Here is a 5,583-nt window from a genome sequence, read left to right as displayed (position 1 = left end):
GCGACTCATGAGTGCTCGGTTATATGCGGGCCAATTGGTTGTGCGGTAGATTTTGTGTGTAGGCTTCTTCATTTGAAAATTATATCGCTGAAAAAGCCTTTACAGATAGGTTTGTGCAACAAAGCCCAAGGAAAGTATGGCTTCAAAAAAATATGCATCTTGCCTGAAAAACAGTAAAAAAGTTTAAATTTTAACCAAAAAAATTATGTATTTAACATAATGGTGTTATACGAAATTAATGGATGTTCGTATAAATTACTTGCATATTGTATTCGATCGAATACAATATAGTGAGAAGATAAGGAATCCTCATGATTGAAATTAAACGTCTTCCAGAATTTGATGAATGGTTGGATGGCATTAAAGACAATATGACCCGTATCCGCCTGAATCGTCGATTAGATAAGGTTCAACGTGGAAACTGGGGAGACATTAAACCTCTCCAAGATGGCGTTTGGGAAATGAGAGAATTCTTCGGTTCTGGATGGAGGATGTATTACATCCAACATGGTGACGTTGTGATTGTAATGCTTGGTGGTGGAGATAAATCAACTCAACAACAAGACATCGATCGGGCAGTCAAACTATCGAAAACATTGGAGGATTAAAATGGTTAAAGTCGCTGATTTACCAAGTTTTGATATGGCTGAGTCGCTCAAAACTGAAGAAGACATTGTGATGTATCTCAATATGGTTCTTGAAGAAAATGATCCAGCTGAATTAGCCCATGCACTTGGTGTTATTGCTAAAGCTCGTGGCATGACTCAAATCGCTAAAGAAGCAGGGATTGGGCGTGAAGCACTCTACAAAGCCCTACGTCAGGATTCAGCACCACGTTTTGATACGATTAATCGTGTAGTAAATGCTTTAGGCTTAAAACTCACAGTACAACACGCTTAAAACTTTAAAAATATAGTAAAAATGGGAGCTAAAGGCTCCCATTTTTAGATTCGTATAAGGTGTATTATGTTAATTTTAGAAATTCTATATAAATATAGAATTTTTAAAACTTAAATTCTGGCATGTGTCCCATACTTATCAATCATGATCGAACTGGCTTCATTTAGACCACGTACTGTGACATTCGCACCATTCTTTTGAAATTTATTTACAACAGAATCAAGCATGGCGACTGATGTTACATCCCAAATGTGAGAATGGGTCAAATCAATAATCACCTCCTTTACATCCTCTTTAAAGTCAAAACCTTGCATGAATTTTTCAGAAGAACTAAAGAAGATCTGACCTCTCAACTCATATAAACGGGCCATTCCTTCAAAAGATGCTGTCACCTGGATATCATTTTCAAGTTTATTCGCCAGGAACAAGGCTGAAAGTAATACGCCTGTTAACACACCCAAAGCCAGGTTATGCGTAGCAACAACTACAATCACCGTCGCAATCATGACGATATTACTACTCTTAGGATTATCTTTTAACTGAGTGACAGAACTCCATTCAAAGGTACTGATAGAGACCATTATCATTACCGCTACCAATGCAGCCATTGGAATCACTTTGAGCCAGTCGCTGATAAATACAACCAGAATAAGAAGAAAAATGCCCGCAGAGAATGTTGATAAGCGTGTAAGGCCACCTGATTTTACGTTAATCATAGATTGACCAATCATTGCACAACCGGCCATGCCACCCATAAAGCCAGAAGCAATATTCGCAATCCCTTGTCCCTTACATTCCTGATATTTATCACTTGGCGTATCAGTCATTTCATCCACGATAGTTGCTGTCATCATCGATTCAAGTAAACCTACAGCCGCCAGTGCGACTGAATAAGGCAAAATAATCATCAATGTTTCAATATTCAAAGGAATATCTGGAATCAAGAACATTGGAAGTGTGTCAGGTAAAGACCCCATATCGCCCACGGTCCGTACATCAATTCCTAAAGCGATTGCCAATAATGTGATTGCAATGATGCAGACTAGTGGAGAAGGGAGTAATTTTCCTAATTTGGGAACCAGAGGGAATAGATAAATAATTGCTAAACCTAAAGCAACAAAAGCATATACATGCCAGGTCACATTAATCAGTTCAGGCAATTGAGCCATGAAAATTAAGATCGCTAACGCATTTACGAATCCAATAACCACAGATTTAGATACAAACCGCATTAACTTGGCGAGCTTTAAATAGCCTGCCAATATTTGAATCACGCCTGTCAAAATTGTTGCTGCCAGCAGATATTCAAGCCCATGCTCTTTGACCAATGTGACCATAAGCAGCGCCATTGCACCAGTGGCTGCTGAAATCATGGCAGGACGACCACCTACGAAAGAAATCACGACGGCAATACAGAAGGATGCGTATAGACCAACTTTAGGATCTACACCTGCAATAATTGAAAATGCGATGGCTTCAGGGATGAGTGCAAGACCGACGACTAATCCGGCAAGTACATCCCCACGGATGTTAGAGAACCACTGTTCTCGGACATTAGATAACATAAACATAGCCTGTTTTTTAATTTTTCAGATAGGCTAGTGATGTGATATATACAACACACAAACGACTACACCACATCACTAGACAGTGATGAGTTATTTACAGATTTAAGACGATAAATAAACTTAAGGTGGCGTAAGTGTCATAAGATGAAAGAACGTTTTAGAGTAAAAAAATCAGGACAAGGGTAACAGCTAGGTACTTTTTTATAAAGCCTGGATGTTATATCCAAGCTTTGTTTAATCGGTATTTTATGAAGCTTTTGGCTCCCCAAGTAATTGACCTATTTCCAAACGTGTATAGCCACGTTCTTTAAAAATCAAAACAATAGCCTGTTTATAATCTTCAGAAGTAGAAGTCTTATACTTAGTTATCAGTTGATTTTCAGAATTCAGCTCAAGATCATTTTTGATGGTCAATACTTCGCTAGAGATCTTGTTAAAGATATTTAGGTTAAACATACAGGCACTCGTCATCCGTATTATAGCGGCCCGACTATAACGAATACCTGTCTTAGCTACGCTAGACACCCTTGGCCGCAAGGATTACAAATTAAGAAAAATTCCGCAAGTTTTTGTCTATTGAAAGAATAAATAATCTCCCAACTGCTATCTATTTAACATAATGGTGGTTATACGAAATTCTGTTGTAGCCCCATACATTCAAGTTTATTTCTTGCATGAATGTATCCTATAGGATACATTACTCTTATGTACTCAATATATACCACTGAAGTCTTTGATGACTGGTTTACTAAGTTAAAAGACCTGCAGGCAAAAAGACGTATACAAGTCCGAATTGATCGGGTTGAAGATGGAAACTTTGGAGATACTGAACCAGTAGGTGAAGGTGTTTCTGAATTACGTTTCTTCTTTGGACCTGGCTACAGGATCTATTACTGTAAGCAAGGGCAAAGGGTCGTTATTCTTTTAGCAGGCGGAGACAAGTCTACGCAAAGTAAAGATATAAAACTTGCCCTACAATTAGCACAAGATTTAGAGGAGGAGCTGTAAATGGCTATCAAACTTCGCAAATGGGACAGTGCTGAACATCTTAAAACAGAAGAAGATATGCAAGCTTACCTACAAGCCTGTATCGATGAATCTAATGGTGATGCGGCATTCATTGCAAAAGCTTTAGGTAATATTGCTAAAGCTAAAGGAATGGCTCAATTATCAAGAGACACTGGTTTAGGTCGAGAAAGTCTTTATAAAGCACTTTCTGGCGATGTAAATCCAAGCTTTGATACTGTTATTAAAGTCGTAAAAGCACTGAATTTACGCTTAGCAATTTAAAAAAAACTAGTAAAAAAGGGAGCTTTAAGCTCCATTTTTCATTTCAACTTCGTATAACGTGTATTATGTTAATTTTATAAATTCTTAAAATCTTAATGAACTATACCAGGTTTGTCGGAGACCAACTTTCCTGAGAGAATGTTCCGATGAAAAAAACCAAATATACCCCTGAAATCAGAGATAGAGCGGTTCAATTATTGATTGAATCCGAAAAGGATTATCCGTCTACTTGGGCTGCAATAACAGCAATTGCTCCTAAGATTGGCTGTACGCCTGAAACACTACGTTCCTGGCATCAGAAGCATTTAAATCAACAGAATCTAATCAAAGTACAGCCGCTTTCAGACCAAGAACGTGATTCACTATAGTGATAGAGGCGTACAGTATCTTTCCATTCGCCATACCAATCGTATTCTTTAAATAACGAACGTGTACATTGTGCACTAGGTTATGTTTCACCTTTTGATTTTGGGGCAATGTACTATGATCATATTAAGCTGTTAGGTTAGGTCACCTAACTTAAATAAAAAGCCTTCGATAAATCTGGTACTGTTCTATGGGTGAGTATTGATCCCTTTTTATATTCCACAGCGTTTAAAATTATTAACTTTCAATAATAGTATTGATAAATTAAACATATTATTATTCAATAACCTAACATATAAATTAAAGAAAATCACCCAATGCTTAAATATTTTTACCTTGCCGCTTTAATGCTTTTAAGCAATGCAGCTATAGCTGATGTACCAATGATTTTAATTACTGATGGCACTAAAAAAGATGCAGAGGAAGTTATTGGGATTGCAGCAAGTTCTATATCAGAATCAACTGATCCAGAGGCAGCTAGAAAAGCCGTATTTGAACAAGAGGGAGGTCAAGAAAAAGCAGAAGCATTTTATAAGCATGTTAGCGATACGGTTAGAAGACAAAAACCCGCAACCGATCTAGAATTAAAATATAAACCATATTTTGATCATATTGATGAGCAGTTTAAACTAGCTCACAGACATAAATTTCATTCTAATAGGATTAGAAATGAAGAACTAAGAAAACAATATTTGCAGCAACTAAGAGAGGAAAGAACAAAATACGCAAAGAGGCAACATGAAGAATATAAGGCTCAAATTAATGCTTCATTCAAAGAAACAGACCGTATCCTACACGATAAATCGTTTGTAGAATTTATGCGTCCTACAGTTCCAAATATTGATGAAATACATCGTAGTTTTGTTATTTATACTTGTTCTGAATTTGTTGGTCGATTAGAAATTAAACCAAATGTGGGTGTTTACATTAATGAAATGGAAAGATCAGCTTATGAAGTATTTGGATTTAATGAAATTGAGAAATATCTTTTAGCATCATCAAATAAAGACCGTGCCTTTCAATATAGTTCTTTAGTTATTCAAGATGAAATTATACCATCAATGCCAACTTACCTATTTTGGGATAAGTTATGGAACCATAGAAATTTAGTTAGAGCCTATGTACGCTTTCAGGATGATGAATCAGTAAAGAGGTATGTTGACGCTAATTGCCGGCCTTATGCAAAATTTGTTCGACAAGAAACAACGTATAAACCCCGCCCTAGGTAATATTTAGTAAATCCAACCATCAGTTCTTTTTCATGGTCTATCATTTTTTTTTCAATAGTAGACCATCACCCTAAATAGCTTAATTAAGCTTTAGCTTGGCAGAGGCTTTGTTGCACAAAGATTTGAAATGCAAAGCGCCCCTAATTGAGCCAAATTTAAGGCGTAACTTGGGTAAGTGGTCGACCTAATTCCGTAAATCTGTTGAGGACTGCTACACGTGCATGAATTTC

General features: G+C 36.9%; 7 protein-coding genes and 1 pseudogene. 6 read left to right on the top strand and 2 right to left on the bottom strand.

All coding sequences use genetic code 11. The annotated features are described in order from the left end of the window. Positions 1-311: 311 nt before the first annotated feature. Both FTT91_RS14090 and FTT91_RS14085 read left to right on the top strand, forming a co-directional pair. Positions 312-608 carry a type II toxin-antitoxin system RelE/ParE family toxin gene (locus tag FTT91_RS14090; RefSeq protein WP_004647749.1) on the top strand — a complete coding sequence of 99 codons (297 nt, stop codon included), beginning with the start codon at positions 312-314 and terminating at the stop codon, positions 606-608. A gap of 1 nt (position 609) precedes the next feature. After that, a complete protein-coding gene (locus tag FTT91_RS14085) occupies positions 610-900 on the top strand; it encodes an addiction module antidote protein (RefSeq protein ID WP_004969304.1) in 291 nt (96 codons plus the stop codon). A 110-nt stretch (positions 901-1,010) separates the two neighbouring features. Here FTT91_RS14085 and FTT91_RS14080 read toward each other — a convergent pair whose 3' ends face one another. After that, positions 1,011-2,465, bottom strand: coding sequence for a SulP family inorganic anion transporter (locus FTT91_RS14080; RefSeq protein ID WP_026438532.1), 1,455 nt, complete (start codon positions 2,463-2,465; stop codon positions 1,011-1,013). A gap of 249 nt (positions 2,466-2,714) precedes the next feature. Further along, the gene (locus FTT91_RS14075) at positions 2,715-2,924 is read right to left on the bottom strand and encodes a hypothetical protein (RefSeq protein WP_004976362.1); all 210 of its coding nucleotides are present in this window, start codon (positions 2,922-2,924) and stop codon (positions 2,715-2,717) included. A gap of 249 nt (positions 2,925-3,173) precedes the next feature. Here FTT91_RS14075 and FTT91_RS14070 point away from each other — a divergent pair, with 249 nt between their 5' ends. From FTT91_RS14070 to FTT91_RS14055, 4 genes and pseudogenes are all read left to right on the top strand, one after another. Then, the gene (locus FTT91_RS14070) at positions 3,174-3,476 is read left to right on the top strand and encodes a type II toxin-antitoxin system RelE/ParE family toxin (protein ID WP_154320144.1); all 303 of its coding nucleotides are present in this window, start codon (positions 3,174-3,176) and stop codon (positions 3,474-3,476) included. After that, positions 3,477-3,758 (top strand): addiction module antidote protein, encoded by a 282-nt coding sequence (locus FTT91_RS14065; RefSeq protein ID WP_000985610.1) that lies wholly within the window; start codon positions 3,477-3,479, stop codon positions 3,756-3,758. It abuts the gene before it with no gap. 146 nt (positions 3,759-3,904) lie between these two features. Continuing rightward, positions 3,905-4,114: pseudogene (locus FTT91_RS14060) on the top strand (IS3 family transposase); the annotation flags it as partial. 327 nt (positions 4,115-4,441) lie between these two features. Further along, positions 4,442-5,353 carry a hypothetical protein gene (locus FTT91_RS14055; RefSeq protein ID WP_180081386.1) on the top strand — a complete coding sequence of 304 codons (912 nt, stop codon included), beginning with the start codon at positions 4,442-4,444 and terminating at the stop codon, positions 5,351-5,353. The last annotated feature ends 230 nt before the right edge of the window (positions 5,354-5,583 follow it).

Source organism: Acinetobacter sp. YH12021, assembly GCF_013420145.1.
Taxonomy (GTDB): Bacteria; Pseudomonadota; Gammaproteobacteria; order Pseudomonadales; family Moraxellaceae; genus Acinetobacter; species Acinetobacter towneri.
The sequence above is the reverse complement of the archived record's forward strand: the minus strand, read 5'-3'. Positions and strand labels throughout refer to the sequence as shown.